The organism is Devosia oryziradicis (assembly GCF_016698645.1).
Classification (GTDB): Bacteria; Pseudomonadota; Alphaproteobacteria; order Rhizobiales; family Devosiaceae; genus Devosia; species Devosia oryziradicis.
On record NZ_CP068047.1, the window covers coordinates 2,311,514 to 2,327,476 of the forward strand.

Annotated in this window: 16 protein-coding genes; 10 read left to right on the plus strand and 6 right to left on the minus strand. The window is 62.2% G+C overall.

From position 1 onward, the window contains the following. Positions 1 to 22 precede the first annotated feature (22 nt). Positions 23 to 1,624, minus strand: a complete 1,602-nt coding sequence (locus JI749_RS11585; protein ID WP_201653813.1) for an EAL domain-containing protein — start codon at positions 1,622 to 1,624, stop codon at positions 23 to 25. Positions 1,625 to 1,725: 101 nt separating this feature from the next. Between JI749_RS11585 and JI749_RS11590 the strand changes: the two genes are divergently transcribed. Next, positions 1,726 to 1,995 carry a DUF3601 domain-containing protein gene (locus JI749_RS11590; protein WP_201653816.1) on the plus strand — a complete coding sequence of 90 codons (270 nt, stop codon included), beginning with the start codon at positions 1,726 to 1,728 and terminating at the stop codon, positions 1,993 to 1,995. A gap of 45 nt (positions 1,996 to 2,040) precedes the next feature. Here the strand turns inward: JI749_RS11590 and aspS are convergent, their stop codons facing one another. After that, complete coding sequence (gene aspS, locus JI749_RS11595; RefSeq protein ID WP_201653819.1) at positions 2,041 to 3,828, minus strand: aspartate--tRNA ligase; 1,788 nt, start codon at positions 3,826 to 3,828, stop codon at positions 2,041 to 2,043. A 199-nt stretch (positions 3,829 to 4,027) separates the two neighbouring features. On the opposite strand from aspS, the gene rnd reads away from it, so the two are divergent. Then, positions 4,028 to 5,197 carry a ribonuclease D gene (gene rnd, locus JI749_RS11600; protein WP_201653822.1) on the plus strand — a complete coding sequence of 390 codons (1,170 nt, stop codon included), beginning with the start codon at positions 4,028 to 4,030 and terminating at the stop codon, positions 5,195 to 5,197. Here rnd and JI749_RS11605 read toward each other — a convergent pair whose 3' ends face one another. From JI749_RS11605 to JI749_RS11620, 4 genes are read right to left on the minus strand one after another with little or no spacing between them, the layout of a single operon-like run. Next, on the minus strand, positions 5,198 to 6,733 hold the full coding sequence (locus JI749_RS11605) for a Ppx/GppA phosphatase family protein (RefSeq protein WP_201653825.1): 1,536 nt from the start codon (positions 6,731 to 6,733) through the stop codon (positions 5,198 to 5,200). Further along, positions 6,730 to 8,898 carry an RNA degradosome polyphosphate kinase gene (locus JI749_RS11610; protein WP_201653828.1) on the minus strand — a complete coding sequence of 723 codons (2,169 nt, stop codon included), beginning with the start codon at positions 8,896 to 8,898 and terminating at the stop codon, positions 6,730 to 6,732. Before JI749_RS11610 ends, JI749_RS11605 begins: the two co-directional genes overlap by 4 nt. Then, positions 8,891 to 9,631: a P-loop NTPase family protein gene (locus JI749_RS11615; RefSeq protein WP_201653831.1), complete on the minus strand. Its 741-nt coding sequence runs from the start codon at positions 9,629 to 9,631 to the stop codon at positions 8,891 to 8,893. The genes JI749_RS11610 and JI749_RS11615 overlap by 8 nt, the downstream gene beginning before the upstream one ends. Then, a complete protein-coding gene (locus JI749_RS11620) occupies positions 9,609 to 10,700 on the minus strand; it encodes an AI-2E family transporter (RefSeq protein ID WP_201653834.1) in 1,092 nt (363 codons plus the stop codon). Before JI749_RS11620 ends, JI749_RS11615 begins: the two co-directional genes overlap by 23 nt. A 134-nt stretch (positions 10,701 to 10,834) precedes the next feature. On the opposite strand from JI749_RS11620, the gene purM reads away from it, so the two are divergent. The 8 genes from purM to JI749_RS11660 all read left to right on the plus strand — a co-directional run bounded on the left by purM (position 10,835) and on the right by JI749_RS11660 (position 15,961). Further along, positions 10,835 to 11,911 carry a phosphoribosylformylglycinamidine cyclo-ligase gene (purM, locus tag JI749_RS11625; RefSeq protein WP_201653837.1) on the plus strand — a complete coding sequence of 359 codons (1,077 nt, stop codon included), beginning with the start codon at positions 10,835 to 10,837 and terminating at the stop codon, positions 11,909 to 11,911. Continuing rightward, entirely contained in the window at positions 11,912 to 12,385 is a 474-nt protein-coding gene (locus tag JI749_RS11630) for an AAA family ATPase (protein WP_201653840.1), read from the plus strand. Then, entirely contained in the window at positions 12,382 to 12,972 is a 591-nt protein-coding gene (gene purN / locus JI749_RS11635; RefSeq protein WP_201653843.1) for a phosphoribosylglycinamide formyltransferase, read from the plus strand. Before JI749_RS11630 ends, purN begins: the two co-directional genes overlap by 4 nt. Before the next feature lie 95 nt (positions 12,973 to 13,067). Then, the gene (locus tag JI749_RS11640; RefSeq protein WP_201653846.1) at positions 13,068 to 13,958 is read left to right on the plus strand and encodes a DMT family transporter; all 891 of its coding nucleotides are present in this window, start codon (positions 13,068 to 13,070) and stop codon (positions 13,956 to 13,958) included. Positions 13,959 to 13,983: 25 nt separating this feature from the next. Next, positions 13,984 to 14,874, plus strand: a complete 891-nt coding sequence (locus JI749_RS11645) for a DMT family transporter (RefSeq protein WP_201653849.1) — start codon at positions 13,984 to 13,986, stop codon at positions 14,872 to 14,874. A 46-nt stretch (positions 14,875 to 14,920) separates the two neighbouring features. Beyond that, the gene (locus JI749_RS11650; protein ID WP_201653852.1) at positions 14,921 to 15,139 is read left to right on the plus strand and encodes a hypothetical protein; all 219 of its coding nucleotides are present in this window, start codon (positions 14,921 to 14,923) and stop codon (positions 15,137 to 15,139) included. Positions 15,140 to 15,142: 3 nt separating this feature from the next. Then, positions 15,143 to 15,325 carry a hypothetical protein gene (locus JI749_RS11655; protein WP_201653855.1) on the plus strand — a complete coding sequence of 61 codons (183 nt, stop codon included), beginning with the start codon at positions 15,143 to 15,145 and terminating at the stop codon, positions 15,323 to 15,325. Positions 15,326 to 15,382: 57 nt separating this feature from the next. Continuing rightward, on the plus strand, positions 15,383 to 15,961 hold the full coding sequence (locus tag JI749_RS11660) for a carboxymuconolactone decarboxylase family protein (RefSeq protein ID WP_201653858.1): 579 nt from the start codon (positions 15,383 to 15,385) through the stop codon (positions 15,959 to 15,961). Positions 15,962 to 15,963: the final 2 nt, after the last annotated feature.

The window sequence follows — 15,963 nt, forward strand, 5'->3', positions numbered from 1 at the left end:
GCAACTAAAGTCGCAAAACGCGTCACGCTGCGCTGGCAACGATGCTTTCAATGCGGCTGCGCGGCGTCGCCGTCGCGTGGAGCGCCGTGGCCAGTTCGCGGAACGCGCCAATCTTGAGCGCGGGTGCGAAGATGAACCCCTGCGCCTGCACTACCCCGCGGGCCCGCAGGTAAAGTGCCTGTTCCTCGGTCTCGACGCCTTCGGCCACGATCTCGCAGTCGAGATCCTTCGCCATCGATATCAGACCGTCCAGCACCGGCACCTGCGTCGTTCCTGGCTTGACCATATCGACGAAAATGCGGTCGATCTTGATGATGTCCACGCCTAGCGTGGCAAGGTAAGCCAGGTTGGAATGCCCGGTGCCGGCGTCGTCCATGGCAATGCGCGACCCCAGGGCGTGGAGGCCGGCAATCACACTGTTGGCGACGGCCGAGTTCGCCAGTGGATGCCGCTCGGTGATCTCGAACACCAGTTGGCGGAAATTGACCGGCGAATTGCCGAAGATGGCCTGGACGTCCTCGACGATACTGTCGTCGCGGAAGTGGCCTTCGAAGAGGTTTATGGAGATCTTGAGTTCGGGCATCATCTGGCTGAGGTCGCCCAGGTCGAACTTGACCTGCTGCATAAGCGACAGGGTCATGGGTATGGCAAGGCCGGTGACCTCGGCATAGTCGATGAAGGCGCCCGGGGGCACGATCTGCCCGTTCTTCTTCTCCCAGCGGCACAGAACTTCGCAGCCCATAAGTTCGCCGGTCCGCAGGTTGATGACCGGCTGGTAATAGGGCTTCACTTCGCCACGGGCGATTGCCCGTTCGAGGTCGAAGGCAGGTACACGGGAACGCCGGACGTAGCCCAGCGACAACAGCAGGACGATGGCGCTCATGCCACAGGCAATGGCCGTGAAAGCGACGTCGAGGTCGGCGTAGGCCGCGCGTGCCATGACAAAGGGAATGGCGTACTCCACCTTGAGCGGGAGCTCGCCAGCAAACGCCTCAGCCATGACGAACTCGGCGCTGGATGTGCGACGGTCATATGCACCCGGATCGCCAATGGTGAGCACCGGGGTGCCGTTGGTGAGCATCACACGCATCATGGCGGCGCTGGGGAGCGCCTGCGTCAGCCCTTCCGACGTCTGCCCCATCAGCGGCATGAAGGCCGAGACGCGTCGTGTCTGGCCGAAAGTCTGAGTAATCTTGAGTGCGGGCATGGCCAGGTCACCAAGCTGCACGAGCGTGATGGTCTCCGTATGGCCCGGCACAGGCAGATTTTCCGACAGCGGCGAATAGGCGACCGTACGTCCGAATGCGTCGCAGTATTGGACACCGTCAGAGTTCTCGACCAGGACCTGCTTCATGCTGAGGCTGGTTTCGATCTCACGCTGCACATTTGCGACAAAGGTCGGCGTGCACAGGGACGGACTTTCCGCCAGGATGCGGCGAAGCGCACCTATCGCGTCGTTCACGCCGATTTCTATTTGTGAGGTAACGCCGGCAACATATTGCCGTGTCTGCTCTTTTTCTCGCACCCGGACATAGCTGTCCAGCAGGTAATCCACCGCCATAATCGGCACGAACGCGAGCAGCGCTCCGATCAGGGTCAGGATGTGAGAATATCTGGACTTCAAGATTCGAATCCGCCGCGGTCTCTCGCCCTATAAGCGGTATCAACCAGCATTTAACGGATCATTAACGGTGGTTAACCGGTTGCAAATGAAGGAGAAGTCAATTGGCTAGAACCTGGCCGACGGGGTCCTTCGGCCATTTGCAGAGCGAGCATGACTACGTCGTCGTCCGCCACTTCCGCGACTTTGATGGCGGTGAGCATCCGGAGGGGGAGCACTGGACCTTTATTGGCTCAAGCTTCCTGCCCTATGACGATGGACTATCGTTTTTCGCGGTCATCAATGGCGTCGAGCGGCAGGTGCGGATGCAGTGGCGCGAGGAGGAACAGGGGCCGATTATTGACCACCTGAAGGATTATCTGCAGGCAAAGTGAGGCGGCCCCGTTGCCGGAGCGCCCGAGGTGCGAAATGAGCCCGCGCTACTGAACGTTGAGGCGGATGCTCAGTTCGCGCAGGGCCTTGGCCGATGCGGGGCTTGGGGCGCCCATCAGCAGGTCTTCCGCCTGCTGGTTCATCGGGAACGCCGTGATCTCGCGCAAGTTGGCGACGCCGCAGAGCAGCATGACGATGCGGTCGATACCGAAGGCAGCCCCGCCATGCGGCGGTGCTCCATACTGGAAGGCGCGATAGAGGCCGCCGAACTGTTCTTCGACCTCCGCCCGGCTCTTGCCGGTCAGCTCAAATGCCTTGACCATGGTCTCGGGCAATTGGTTACGAATTGAGCCCGAGGCGATCTCGTAGCCATTGCAGACGGCGTCATACTGGTACGCCTTGATAGTCAGCGGATCCTGACTGTTGAGCGCCTCGATGCCGCCCTGCGGCATCGAGAACGGGTTGTGGGCAAAGTCCACGCGCTTTTCTTCCTCGCTCCACTCGTAGAACGGGAAATCGACAATCCAGCACAGCGCGAACTGCTCGGTATCGACCACGCCCAGATCGGTGCCGATCTTGGTGCGAGCCTCACCGGCGAACTTGTAGAATTTCTCGGGTCGCCCGGCGACGAAGAACACGGCATCCCCGTCGGTCAGGCCGAACTGCGCCTTGATGGCTGCAGTACGTTCCTCGCCTATGTTCTTCGCGATAGGGCCTGACCCCTGCCCGTCCTTGAAGAAGATATAGCCGAGTCCCGGCTGGCCCTCGCCCTGCGCCCAGGCGTTCATGCGGTCGCAGAATGCACGGCCGATCGGCTCGGCACCCGCCTTGTTCTTCGCCGGAATGGCCCAGACTTCGACCTTGGGATCGACTTCGATCTGGCTGGCGAACACCTTGAAGCCCGAACCGGCGAAATGCGCGGTCACGGCTTCGATTTCGATAGGGTTGCGCAGGTCCGGCTTGTCCGAACCATACTTGCGGATGGCCGTCTCGTAGGGAATACGCGGCCAGTCCTTGGTCACGCGCTTGCCCTCGGCGAACTGCTCGAAAATCGAGGTAATCACCGGCTGGGTGGTGTTCCACACGTCTTCCTGCGTGACGAAGCTCATTTCCAGGTCGAGTTGGTAGAACTCGCCCGGCAGGCGATCGGCGCGCGGGTCCTCGTCGCGGAAGCAGGGCGCGACCTGGAAGTAGCGATCGAAGCCGGCCACCATCAGCAATTGCTTGTACTGTTGGGGAGCCTGCGGCAGGGCGAAGAATTTGCCCGGATGGATGCGTGAAGGCACGAGGAAGTCGCGCGCCCCTTCCGGCGACGACGCGGTCAGGATGGGCGTGGAATACTCGGCAAAACCCTGTCCGGTCATTCCTGTCCGCATGGCCGCGATTATCTTGGTGCGCTTGACGATGTTGGCATGCAGCTTCTCCCGACGCAGGTCGAGGAAGCGGTAACGCAGGCGAACGTCTTCAGGATAATCCTGGTCACCAAATACCGGGAGCGGCAGCTCCTTGGCGGCCGAAAGCACCTCGATCTCACGAATGAACACCTCGATCGTGCCGGTGGGCAGGTTGGGGTTCACTGCGGCGGCGTCACGGAGCTTTACCTCGCCATCGATGCGGATCACCCATTCCGAGCGCACCTTTTCGGCCGCCGAGAAAGCGGGAGAATCAGGATCGATGACGGCCTGGGTCACGCCGTAATGGTCGCGCAGGTCGATAAACAACAGGCCGCCATGGTCGCGGATGCGGTTTACCCAGCCGCTCAGGCGCACGGTCTGGCCGGCCTCCTTGGCGGTAAGGGCGCCGCAGGTGTGCGAGCGGTAGCGATGTGAGGTCATGTCGGAACTCTGGGAAAGGCCTGAATCTTGGGCGGGAAAAGCGCATGGGAGCCCCCGCTTGTCAAGTTGAACAGCCACCCTCGGAACTGGGGCCGGGTCCGCTACGCTAACCCTGCCCAACTGCTGGACAAATCCGGTATGGAGTGGGCCCCGCGCACCTGCTAGGAAAGATCGTGACGAATTTTAGACGGACGCCGGTATGGACCTCATAGTTTCCACAGATGTGCTCGCTGCTTTCTGCGAGCGCGCTGCGAAGTTCGATTTTGTGACAGTCGATACCGAATTTCTTCGCGAGACGACCTATTGGCCAAAACTCTGCCTGATCCAGGCTGCTACCGATGATGAAGCGGTTCTGATCGATCCGCTGGCAAGCGAGCTGGACCTGACCCCCTTTTTCCAACTGCTGGCCAATCCAGGCGTCACCAAGGTGTTCCATGCCGCGAGGCAGGACATCGAAATCTTCGTCAAGCTCACGGGAAAAGTCCCGGTCAATATCTTCGACACGCAGATTGCCGCGAGCGTCTGCGGATTTGGCGACAGCGTATCCTACGACAACCTCGTTCGATCCATCACCAATGTGGAGCTCGACAAATCTTCCCGCTTCACCGATTGGTCGGCAAGACCACTCAGCGAAAAGCAGCGCCTCTACGCGCTCGCTGACGTGACCCACCTGCGCGACATCTATCGCGAGCTGCGCAAGCAGGTTGACGCTACACGGCGCTGGGACTGGGTGGAAGACGAGCTCGGTGTGCTGCGCAGTATCGACACCTACGTCATCCAGCCTGAACAGGCGTGGGAACGGCTCAAGATGAAGATCAACCGGCCACGCGACCTGGCGGCACTGATGAAGCTGGCCGCATGGCGGGAAAAGCGCGCACAGGACGGCGACCAGCCCCGCAGCCGCGTGCTCAAGGATGACGTGCTGTTCGAGCTGGCTATGCAGCGTCCGTTGACGCCGGACGCGTTCGAAAAACTTCGTGCCGTGCCCCGTGGCTTTGGACGCAGCTCGGCCGCCGGCGAGATCATGGCGCTGCTGAAGGATGTCGAGGCCATGGGCAAGAGCGATTTGCCCACTATGCCGGAGCGCTATCGCGGTCCGTCGCCCAAGGGAGCGGTGGGCGATCTCATTCGCGTCTTGCTCAAGTCAGTTGCCGAACAACACGGTGTCGCTGCACGAATCCTGGCGACATCCGACGATATCGACGCCCTGGTGCTCGACGACGAGGCGGACGTCCCTGCCCTCAAGGGTTGGCGCCGCAAGCTCTTCGGGGACAAGGCGCTCGATATCAAGCATGGCCGCATTGGCTTGGTGGCCACCCGCAAAGGCGTGCTCGAATTTGCCGTCAAGGATGCCACACTGGCCGAGTAGCTATTCGATCCGAACCGAGGACGTCTTAAAGCTCGCCACGCCGGCAAGTTGCTCCAGGCGGCCGCGTAGATGTTCGCCGTCGAGGAAAGCCAGATCGGTGGGGAGACAGAGCGACAGCGTCCCGTCTGCGACCTCGAAGCGAATGCGTGGAAGGATACCCGGCATCGCGGCCGTCATCGGGTAGGCAACGCGGAACAGGGCGCCGATCAATCGAGCGCGTGCCGTCATTTCCGGTGTACCTAGTCCGGCAAGCGGTGCGGCCGCCTTGCTCTTGAGACCGTCGTAGCGCACCGCGATGGTCTGGGCGAGAAACGCCCGGCCGGGATGGTCGACACCGCTCAGCGAGCTATAGGCCACGGCATCGACGCTTTGCGGGCCGCGATAGTCTGGATGGGCGCGCCAGCCAATATCGGCCAGGAGGCAGGCGACAGTGCGAAGCCGTGCCTGCTCGGCCGTTTCCGGGGTGCCCGTGACATCTAGGAACTGACCGCTGAACTCGACCAGGTCGCTGGCATGGGCCGGTGAGCGTGAGCGCAGCACCGACAGTTCCTCGGCGCCCTGGATGAGGGGGTCGATGGCCTGCTCACGCTTGTCGAGCAGTCCGTAGAGATAGCCTTCCCGAACACCGAGCGCGGAAAATGCCACATCGGCGAACTGGCCGGCCTTGAGGACCTCGGCCATGACGGCAGCACCGAACGGTACAAGTTCGCGGCGGGACGAACTGACATGCTCGGCGCCCTCGTAGCCCTTGAGCGAGCCCGCTCCCACAATGTCCTGGCAGAAGGCGATCATGTCGGCGGCGGGCACGATGTAGTGCTGCACCATGTGGAGCGGGTAGTTACGCACGATCTGGTGCAGCTTGGCGAGGGAGCGCCACGTGCCGCCGATCGCGGCGAAGGAGGCACCCTTCCCCAACCCGCCCAGTGACGACTGGAGCAGCCGTTCACGCACGATGGCCGCGGCCCGCACAGGCGAGCCATTGCCGTCGTCCTGCAGCCGGATAACGCCGATCTCAAAAGACGCGCCGTCGGTGTCGCTGCCTTCGGTTATTTTGGACAGCTCCAGACTACCACCCCCCAGGTCACCGACGACGCCAGCGAAGCCAGGCATGCCGGCGACTGCGCCCAGCGCCGCATAGTGGGCCTCCTGCTCACCGGTCAGCACCTGGACCTTGCTGTCCATCAGCGCCTCGACGGCATCCACGAATTCCTGCCGGTTGGCGGCGTCGCGAACGGCCGAAGTTGCCAGCACCCACACCTTGCCGACGCGCATCATGCGGGCAACCAAGGCAAAGCGCTTTATCGCATCGAGGGCCTGAGCCACATTGGCATCGGCAAGCCGACCCGTGCGGCCTACGCCGCGACCTAGGGCGCAGGCAGACTTTTCATTGTAGAGTGGCGTCAGGGCGCGGGCATGGCGCTCATAGACGACCAGACGCACGGAATTGGACCCGATATCCAGCACGGCCACCGGCTTGGCGCCCTTGATGCGGCCCTGCGCAGTCGGATCGGCATCGACGCCCCAGAATTGATTCAAGCCAGGCCCTCTTCGCCATCGCTGCCGGCGCTACCGCGTCCCGACAACGACGGATTGGTCATGAAGTAGTTATGCGCATTGAAGGGCTCTTCCCCCTCACCACTGCGCACACGGTGCGAACTGCCGTCCGGCAATACCTCCCAGCTCTGCTGGTTGTCACGCAGATACGCAACCAGGATGCGATCGAGGATTTGCTTATGCACGGTCTTGTTGAGAATCGGCACCATAACCTCGACGCGACCATCCAGGTTCCGGCCCATCAGGTCGGCAGAGGAAATATAGACCTTGGCCCGTGGGTTGGGCATGCTTTCGCCATTGCCAAAGCAATAGATCCGGGAGTGCTCTAGGAAGCGCCCAACGACCGACTTCACCCGGATGTTCTCAGAAAATCCCGGAATGCCCGGCCGCAGGCAGCAAATGCCCCGGACGATGAGATCGATCTTCACGCCCGCTTGGCTCGCGTCGTACAGAGCGTCGATGACCTGCGGGTCGACCAGCGAGTTCATCTTGAGCAGGATGCTGGCCGGCTGACCGTTGCTCGCGAAATCCATCTCCGCGGCGATGTTGTCCAGCAATGTCTGCCGCAGGTTCACCGGGGACACTGCGATGGTCTCCAGTTCCGTCGGCCGGGCATATCCGGTGATGAAGTTGAACACGCGCGCGACATCACGGGTGATCGAGGGATCGATCGTGAAGTAGCTGAGATCGGTATAGATCTTGGCGGTGATCGGGTGGTAGTTGCCGGTGCCGATGTGGCAGTAGCTTACCAGCTTGCCCTTTTCGCGTCGCACCACCTGGCTGAGCTTGGCGTGGGTCTTGAGCTCGATGAAGCCGAACACCACCTGCGCGCCGGCCCGTTCGAGGTCGCGGGCCCAGCGGATATTGGCCTCCTCGTCGAAACGCGCCTTAAGCTCGACCAGGCACGTCACGGACTTGCCGGCCTCGGCTGCCAGGACCAGGGCCTTGATGATCGGGCTGTCGGCAGAGGTGCGGTAGAGCGTCTGTTTGATGGCCACGACGTCCGGATCGCGCGCTGCCTGCATCAGGAACTGCGCCACCACGTCAAAGCTCTCGAACGGGTGGTGCACCAGGATGTCCTTGGCGCGGATGGCGGCAAAACTGTCGCCATTATAGTCGCGAATGCGCTCGGGAAAACGAGCATGGTAAGGGGTGAACTTGAGATCGGGTCGCTCGATGTCGCAAATCTTGCGGGCATCGGCGAGTCCAAGGAAGCCCTGGACCTCGAAGACGTCGCCCTCTTTTACGCCGAGCTGCTCGCCGATCTGGCGCTTGAGCGCCCGCGGCATCGAACTTTCGATCTCGAGCCGGATCACTTGCCCGCGGCGGCGCTGCCGAAGGGCAGTCTCAAATTCCACCACCAGGTCGGCGGCTTCGTCGTCGATTTCGATTTCGCTGTCGCGGATGATGCGGAAGGCCCCGGAACCGACCACTTCGTGGCCCGGAAACATCTTGTGGAAGAAGAGCTTGACCAGCGTATCGATGGTCACGACCTCGCTGCGTCCCTCCGACACCAGCCCGGTCGGCAGGTTGATGAAGCGATCCAGATTGCCGGGAATACGCACCAGGGCGGTGAGCGGCAGGTCATTGTCGGGACGCTTCAGCTCAAAAGCCAGCGCCAGGCCCAGGTTGGGAATGAACGGGAACGGATGGGCAGGATCGACCGCGATCGGCGTCAGTACCGGGAAGATTTCTTCGCGGAACAGCTTTTGCAGGTAGTTCACCTGGTCCTGCGTCAGGTCATCGGCCTCGTGGATCACGACGTTCTGCGCAAACAGTTCCTCGCGCAGGCTCTGCCAATGATCCTGCTGTTCGAGTTGCAGGTGCTGGGCCAGCGTGGCAATTTCTTCCATCTGCTCGGCGGGTGTCAGGCCGTCCGCGCTCTGCTTGGACAGCCCGGCGCGCAGCTGGCCCTTGAGGCCCGCGACGCGGACCATGTAGAATTCGTCGAGGTTGTTGGCCGAGATCGAAACAAAACGCAGCCGCTCGAGCAGCGGATGGTTTGAATTGCCGGCTTCCTCGAGCACGCGCATGTTGAACTGAAGCCAGCTCACCTCGCGATTGACGAAGCGTGCCGGGCTCTTGCGCAGCGCTTCGACATCGGGGACCGAAACATCGGCTTCGGCGAACTCGCTCATTTCATTCATCGTCTTGGGTGTCCCAATCCTGTTCCAGGCTTGCATCGCCGCGTGCGAGGCGGCGCCGGTTGAGCGCGTCAGCCGCAATACTGCGCGTGATGGCCGTCCCCTTGGCCAGCGCGAGGCGGTCCATGAGGTCAGCCAGAGTCACGACTTCTTCAGCGGAGCGCTCCATGCGCGCCACCAGATAGCCGATGATTTTGGGATCGACCCTGATCTGGCGATCCCCGAACAGTTTCACGAACATCTGTGACAATTGAATGTCGTCCGTCAGTTCCAACGCATACGCGGTTGCCCGTCGGACCCGCGAGCGCACATCATCGGTCGCCAGCGGCCAATTCGCAACGTCTTCCCGGGCCGTCAGCAAGAGCGGCCGCTGTTGTCGCATGGATTGATTGAGCAGATGGAAAAGGCCCGCCTCGTCATAGTCCAACCGATCGACATCCTCGACGATAACCGGCAGCGTGCCCCCTTCGGTCGCCAGGAACTCCAGGTCGTCAATGCCGGCGAAGCGGGCGCCGCTGCGGTCAGCGAAGATGCGAGCCAGATGGGACTTGCCGGATTTGGCGGGACCGGTGACCAGCGTTACCGGATCTGGCCAGTGAGGAAACGCCATGATGCGCCCGTGGGCAAGTGCATTGCCCTCGCCCACCAGGAAATCGGCCTCTCCCTGTGCAGGGGTATGACCCAACTCCAGTGTCAACTGCCCCTTGGGCTGGTCAGGATTGGCTGGAAGCGTCACCGGGGCCACCATTCTGCCCGAGATAAAGGGTGCTGGCTTTGTACTTGGCCACGCCATAGCGCACCAGCACCCCAACGATGGCGGCCAGCGGCACTGCCAGGAGCAGGCCGACAAATCCGAACAGGGCGCCGAACGCCAACAGGGCGAACATCAGCCATACCGGGTTGATGTTGATCGAGCCGCCCACCAGCTTCGGATAGAGGATGTTGCCCTCGACGAATTGCCAGCCCAGAAAAATGGCGCACACACCCACGACCATCCAGTAGTTGGGCCAGAACTGCACGATGGCGATACCGACCGACAGCACAAACCCGAACACGAAGCCGACGAACGGGATGAAGCTGAGCAAACCGGCAATGAGGCCCACCGCGAGGCCGAAATTGAGGCCGACCAGGCTCAGTGCCGTCGCGTAGAAGGCGGCATCGATCAGCAGCACCCCCCCCTGCCCGCGAATGACGCCGGCCATGGACTTGTCGATGTCGTTTAGGATCTGGTTGATCTCGGTCCGCGAGTCGCGCGGCAGAAGGCCCTGCATTCCCCGGACCATCCCCTCCCAATCCAGCAGCAGATAGAAGGCTACGACCGGGGTCAGCAGGGTGAAGCCGATGACGCCGGCGCCGGTGAGGCCGATATTGACCAGCTCTGCCGGTAGAGTCGCGATGAAGCCCAAGGCCTGGCTGGCCATGTCGCTGATGGTTGCTTCGAGCTGGGCGGCTCGTTCGGGCCCGAGCCACTCGTTGATTTCGGGAGACCAGCGGATGGCGAGGCCCTGCAGATCGGAAACATAGCCGGGCATGCGCTGGATCAGCCCGATGATCTGTTGCCCGATCAACGGCACGAACATGAAGAACAGGCTGACCACGATGGTGATCACGCTGAGCAGCACCACGGCCGTTGCCCAGCCGCGGCTGAAGCGCCACGTCTGCAACTGATTGACGAGCGGATTGAGCAGATAGGCAAGCGCCGCGCCGACCACGAAGGGCAGCAGGATGCCGCGGAACAGCCAGAGCAGCACCACCAGCACCACGAGGAAAGCCACCCAGATCAGCACTTGATTTCGCAGTGTCATGGTGCCGGGCAGCCCTTGCGTCGATGTGGTGGAGAAGCTATCAGGCCGTCTAGCTTCCGGCTCCGGAATTGGCAACCGCCTTGGTCTTCCGGTAACGGCTTTGCGCACGCTTTCCCCACACGGTATTGAGGCCAATGTCCGATCCGCAAAACCTGACATCAAACGGTCTGTCATACAAGCAGGCGGGCGTCGACATCGATGCCGGAAATGCCCTGGTCGAGGCCATCAAGCCGGCCGTGCGGTCTACCCGACGCCCCGGCGCCGACGGCGAGATCGGTGGCTTTGGCGGGCTGTTTGATCTCCGGGCGGCCGGCTTCACGGATCCGGTGCTGGTGGCGGCCAATGACGGCGTTGGTACCAAGCTCAAGATTGCCATCGATACCGGCAACCACGGCACGATCGGGCAGGACCTGGTCGCCATGTGCGTCAACGATATCATCGTCCAGGGTGCCGAGCCGCTCTTCTTCCTGGACTACTTCGCCACCGGGAAGCTCGATGTCGAACAGGGTACTGCAATTGTCACCGGCATTGCCGAAGGTTGCCGCATTGCTGGCTGCGCCCTGATCGGCGGTGAGACCGCCGAGATGCCGGGCATGTATCACGGCAACGATTACGATCTTGCCGGCTTTGCGGTGGGCGCAGCCGAGCGCGGTTCCCTGCTGCCCCGCGCCGATATCGCCGAGGGCGACACGCTGGTGGCGATTGCCTCATCGGGCGTGCATTCCAACGGCTATTCGCTTGTTCGCAAGATCGTCGAGCTGAGCGGCCTGGCCTGGACTGCCGATGCCCCTTTTGCCCCCGGCCAGTCGCTGTCGGAAGCACTCCTGACGCCGACGCGCATCTATGTGAAGCCGTTGCTGTCGGCGCTCAAGGCCGGCATCGGCATCAAGGCGCTGGCACACATCACCGGCGGCGGCTTTATCGACAATATTCCGCGTGTGCTGCCCGACCACCTCGCAGCCCATGTCGATCTCGACGCCGTCACCGTGCCCAAGGTCTTCGGCTGGCTGAGCCAAGTCGGCGGCATGAACGAGCGCGAGATGCTGCGCACCTTCAACTGCGGCGTCGGGATGTTGGTCGCGGTGGCGCCCGATGATGCGCAGCGGCTAGTGGAGCACCTCAATGCGGCGGGCGAGATCGCTTCGGTGGTCGGCAATCTTACTGCCCGCACCGGGGATTCTGTAACATTCCAGGGCCGGTTGGCGCTCTGAATGGCCGGGAACGGCCGCCTGATCATCATCAGTGGTCTACCGGGGACAGGCAAGACAACGCTGGCCAAGCTTCTGTCAGCGCGGCATCACGGCGTCATCTTTTCTCCGGACGACTGGATGGACGCGCTGGGCATCGATCTTTGGGACACCACTGCGCGTGATCGCATCGAAAAGCTGCAGTGGCAGCAAGCGCAGGACCTGCTGCGCCTCGGTGGCGTGGCCATTATCGAATGGGGTACATGGGCGCGTGCCGAGCGCGATCTGCTCCGCGAGGGTGCCCGTGCCCTCGGCGCCGCCGTCGAACTGCATTTTCTCGACGCGTTGCCCGAGATTTTGCATCAACGCACCTCGGCGCGGGGCCGGGAAACGCCACCCCTGACCCTCGACGACCTTCGCACGTACTGGGCGACGATCGAGCGGCCAACCGCCGAGGAATTTGCCTGTTACGATCCAGCCTCGGAGCCCAACCCATGAGTCGGAAACGCGTCGCCATTCTCATTTCCGGACGTGGATCCAACATGGCTGCGCTGATCGATGCAGCAGAGGCGCCGGACTATCCGGCGGAGATCGTGGGCGTATTCTCCAACAAGCTCGACGCTCCCGGTCTCGACTTTGCCCGAGACCACGGAATTCCCACCGCCGCCGTCTCGCACAAGGATTTTGCCAGCCGCGAAGCGTTCGATGCGGTCATCGACGAAACCCTGGCCGGGTGGAACGTGGATTACGTCTGCCTGGCCGGCTTCATGCGCATCTTTTCTGCCGGGTTTGCGCAGAAGTGGGTGGGTCGGATGCTCAATATCCACCCTTCCCTGCTGCCCCTTCACAAGGGCCTGAAGCCACAGCAGCAGGCGCTGGACGCCGGAGACGTCGAAAGCGGCTGCACGGTGCATTGGGTCATCCCCGACCTGGACGATGGCCCCACTATCCTACAGGCGCGTGTACCGGTCGAATTGGGCGACACCGCCGACACCCTGGCGGAGCGGATCCTGGTGGAGGAACATAAGACCTACCCGCGGGCGCTTGCCATGGTGGTCCGCGGCGAGATCCGCTTTCCAGGCTAGCCGGAACCATCACGCGATTTGATCGATACCATCGTCAAAATCGGTTCGACCTTTGTTCCGCACGGGCGTAGCGTCTGGGCACAAAGGGGAATCGCATGTCCTTGCGTGATTGGTTCTGGATCGTCCTGCTGGGCGGCATCTGGGGTTGCTCATTCGTCTTCAATGCCGTCCTGATCCGCGAGATTGGTCCGCTCTGGGTCACCAGCTTCCGGGTATCGATAGGCGCATTGGGATGCTGGCTGGCCATGTTGGCGCTGCGCAAGCCGATACCGCGCGAGTCTGCGCTCTGGCTGCAACTGGGGCTTCTGGGCGTAGTGGCCTATGCCATCCCATTCGCGCTGTTTCCGCTGGCCCAGGCGCACCTGGCGAGTGGCGTTGCCGCGATCATCAATGCCCTTACGCCAATGGTGACTGCCGTTATCTCACATTTCTGGATTGGCGGCGAAAGGGCGACGCGGACCAAGTTCACCGGGGTTGCGATTGGCTTTGCCGGCGCTGCTCTGCTGGTGTCCCCGGCATTGGCGTCGGGTGGCAATTCGCAACTCTGGGCCGTGGCAGCATGCCTGGGCGCCACGCTCTGCTACGCCGTGACACTGAACATTACGCGGAACTACAAACATGTGGAGCCGACCGCATTTGCTTCCATCGCGCTGACCGGGGCGGCCTTAGTCGCTGTGCCGATCGCCTTCCTTGCCGAAGGCATCCCCGTCATGACCCGGCCTGAAACCTGGGGCGCGGCGGTTGCGATCGGCCTGCTTTCGACAGCCTTCACGTTCCAGATCATGTACCGGATCCTGCCGCGGGTCGGCGCCACCAACTTTGCGACCACGACTTTTATCGCGCCGATCTCGGCGTTGATCCTGGGCGTCACAGTGCTGGGCGAAACCATCCTGCCGATCCAGATCGCCGGCATGCTGGTGATTTTCATTGGCCTCCTTTTTATCGACGGTCGCATCGGCAAAATCTGGCGCCGCGCCGCCGTCTGACATCATTCCATACAGGGGAAGCACCATGCCCTTGCGCTACTGGCTACTCATCGTCCTGCTCGGCGCGGTTTGGGGCTGCTCCTTTCTGTTCAACGCCATCCTGATCCGCGAGATCAGCCCGCTTTGGGTGTCAGCGGGGCGGGTCAGCATTGGTGCAGCAATCTGCTGGATATATTTCCTGGCCATGCGAAAGACCTTGCCCAATGACTGGAGCATTTATGCGCAATTGGTGGTTTTGGGCATTCTCAACTACGCAATCCCCTTCTCGCTTTTTCCCTTTGCCGAACAGACCGTCGCCAGTTCGATCGTAGGGGTCATCAATGGTTTGACCCCCATGAGCACCGTGATCGTTTCACAACTCTGGCCCGGCGGTGAAAAGGCGACGTGGAACAAGGTGATCGGTGTGGTCATCGGCTTCGTTGGAGCCTTCATCCTCGCCCTACCTTCACTGGGCCAGGGAGCGTCTGCCCAAGTGCTGGGACTGGTCGCGGCACTGGGAGCAACCCTGTGCTATGCCCTCACGCTCAACTACGCACGCCGGTTCAGGCATATCGATTCGTCAGCCGTAGCCACCTGCTCCCTGACAGCGGCCGCGCTGGTCATGGTGCCGATCGCGCTATTCTTCAGTGGCGTTCCCGTGATTACCCGGGCCGAAACCTGGGGCGCCCTGTTCGGGATCGCCGCCTTCTCGACAAGCTTCAGCTTCCTGCTGGTCTATTGGCTGCTGCCGCGCGTCGGGCCAACCAACATCTCGCTTAACACCTTCATCACGCCAATCTCGGCTATCCTGTTGGGCGTTCTGGTGCTGCATGAGCGATTTGAAGTGGCCCACATCCTCGGCATCGGCGTGATTTTTATCGGCCTGATCTTCATGGACGGTCGGCTGGTTGGGCGCCGGCCCCCCGTTGCGGCCTGAGGAACAGAGACGGTGACGAGACGTTCCCCACCTAAAGGAGCGTCTCATGAACCAATACCCAAACCAGCCCAGGCCCGATATCGATCCGCGACCGGTCCCGGAAATCGTGCCGCAGCCGGAGCCAGCTCAGCCCCAGCCCGTCGACCCCGTGCCGCCGTCGACGCCAGAACTGCCCGATACCCCAGAGCCGATCGAAGATCCGACACCCGGCCAACCCGCGCCGGTACCGGGTCCCGGCACGGATCAACCGCCGACACGGAGCTGAACCATGGTCGACAGGCCTGACACCGAAAAGAACAAGGCGGCCCCGCCCGAGCCCGTGCCACCGATGCCTGCAGCCCTGCCCACCGGCGACGCCGAGCGCCCCCATACTTCGCCACTGCGCCAGGGCGAAAAGGAACCGGTAGATCCCAACCTGCCGCCCGAACCCAGCAACGATCCCAATCCATAGGCTTGGCGGCACGGGAGGTTGCGTTATGCTGGCTAGGTCAGCCAGCGGGGGAGCGCAATGTTCATCAAGACGATCGAGCCTGAGGAGGCCACCGGCGAGGTCGCCGAACTCTACCAGGCCGAAATATCCGCCATGGGTCGGGTGATGCAGGCGACACAATGCTGGTCGGCCCGGCCCGACATGATCGTGCCGGTAGAACATCTACTGCACCAGATGCGCGATGGCTTCTCGCTGGGACTTCTCAACTTCCGGCTCATCACGCTGGTGGCAGCAAAGCATGTGCCGTCGAGCTACTGCTCGCACGTCTATTTCCGCACGCTGTCAGGGATGATCGGTCGCGATCAGGCGCTCGCCGTGCAGCGAGACTATCGCACGGCTGGCCTGAGCGAGCAGCAGGTGGAAATGCTGGCCTATGCCGAGCAGATTACGCGCGATGCGTCCAAGATCACCCGGGCTGATATTGATCGACTGCGGGCGGTGGGGCTGTCCGACCTCAACATTGCCGACATCGCCATGGCGGCCGCCTTCCGCAACTTCATGAGCCGCTACTTCGATGCTGTTGGCGCCGAGCCGGAGGAGGCATTCCTCGACGCGGACCCTCAGATCCGCGCCGAAATGGCGGTGGGAAAGCTGTAGGG